This window comes from Mesorhizobium sp. M0598 (assembly GCF_040320865.1).
Lineage (GTDB): Bacteria > Pseudomonadota > Alphaproteobacteria > Rhizobiales > Rhizobiaceae > Mesorhizobium.
Genome location: NZ_JAMYQL010000095.1, coordinates 1 through 1,789, shown reverse-complemented (window position 1 = coordinate 1,789; position 1,789 = coordinate 1). Strand labels below are relative to the sequence as shown.

Annotated in this window: 1 protein-coding gene; it reads right to left on the bottom strand. The window is 59.1% G+C overall.

Annotated features, from left to right (window positions below; all coding sequences use genetic code 11):
• Window positions 1-102: 102 nt before the first annotated feature.
• A complete protein-coding gene (gene ectB, locus NKI59_RS34855; protein WP_352709051.1) occupies window positions 103-1,410 on the bottom strand; it encodes a diaminobutyrate--2-oxoglutarate transaminase in 1,308 nt (435 codons plus the stop codon).
• Window positions 1,411-1,789 lie beyond the last annotated feature (379 nt).

Genomic DNA, 1,789 nt, shown 5'->3' with positions numbered 1-1,789 from the left:
CACCTCGCGCCCCCCAACTGCACGCTTTCGCAGCTCGTCGTCTGAACCCGCCGGGCTGTCAGATTCTCCTTATTGAAATCCCTGACGATCATGATTCACCTCTTACGCTGCCGTGTTCACGGTGCTGCCGATCACCCTTTCGATAGCGTCCTCGAGGATGTCGAGGCCTTGGCCAAGCTGATCCTTCCCAATGACAAGAGGTGGCAGACACTTCACGACCTGGTCTTTGGGACCAGCGGTCTCGACAATGAGGCCATTCTGAAAGGCGGTGCTGATGACTTGACTGGCGACTTCGCCAAACTTTAGATCGATGCCCCGCATCATGCCACGACCCTTGGCTGACACGCGGCTTGGGTCGTATTTCTGCGCGATCTGCTCAAGGCGGCTTTTCAGCAGATTGCCTTTCTCCCCGACGGACGCCGCAAAGCTGTCTGTCCGCCAGAAGTGCTCCAGGGCTGCCCGGGCGGTCACGAAAGCATGGCAATTGCCGCGGAACGTACCGTTGTGTTCTCCCGGCTCCCACTTGTCGAGTTGTCGGTCAATTAGGACGATGGCCATTGGCAAGCCATAGCCCGATATCGATTTCGCCATCGTGACGATGTCCGGGCGGAGACCGGACGCCTCGAAGCTGAAGAACGCATCGGTCCGGCCAACGCCGGCCTGAATGTCATCTACGATCAGCAGAGCTCCGTGTTTGCGCGCAATGGCTGCCACCTTGCGCAGCCACTGCGTCCCGGCGACATTCAGGCCGCCTTCGCCCTGAACTGTCTCGACAATCACCGCCGCCGGCGCGTCCACACCGCTGGAGGGGTCCGAGAGCAGGCGATCAAGGTAATTGGCGGTGTCTACAGTGGACCCAAGATAGCCGTCATAGGGTAGCCGCGTGACGCCGCCGAGCAGCTGGCCGGCGGCGGCGCGGTGATATCGGTTGCCGGTGCAGGAGAGCGCGCCAAGGCTCACACCATGAAAGCCGTTGGTGAAGGCTATAATGTTGGACCGACCAGTGATCTTGCGCGCTAACTTGAGGGCAGCCTCGACCGCGTTGGCGCCGGTGGGACCGGGAAACTGTACGACGTAGTCTAGTTGTCTCGGGGTAAGGATCGTCTCATGAAATTCTCGCAGAAAAGACTCCTTGGCTTCATTATACAGATCGAGGCCATGGGTGATGCCGTCACTCGCGATATAGTCTACGAGCGCGGACTTCAGCTCGGGCGGGTTGTGCCCATAGTTTAGACTTGAGCAGCCCATGAGAAAGTCGAGATAAGCTGTGCCATCTCGCGCAAACAGCTGAGTTCCCCGTGCCCTCGCGAAAACGACGGGAAAGCTGCGAGCGTAGCTCCGCACTTCCGACTCAAGATGGTTGAAGATCGCGAATTCCTCCTCGCGATCCGGTGCACTTTGGTGAGTCATCGTTGCCTCCTTATTTGTATGACTAGGCATATCGGCGGGAATGCCTGCAGGGCTGATGGAGCGTTCGATGGACTGATGCCTATCGTGTACTCGCTCTCACGCTGTCCCTTGGTCTCGCGGTCGAACCAGAGCTTGCCGGATTGGCGCACCCAAGTCCCGAGCCACAACTGCGAAGAAATTTAGATGCCCTTTCGGGAGCGTCACCGTGCCTTTGATGTGCGTCACGCCCTCGCAAGCCGGCTCGTTCAGGGCTGAGAGGATGAGTTCCTTGCCCAAGCGCATGTTGCGTAGCTTAGGTTGCACAGCAATTCCAAATGCAGACCGTGGAGCGGTCGCTCGGCCGCGGGTAGGCCGACAACCAGCCAACCACCTCACCATC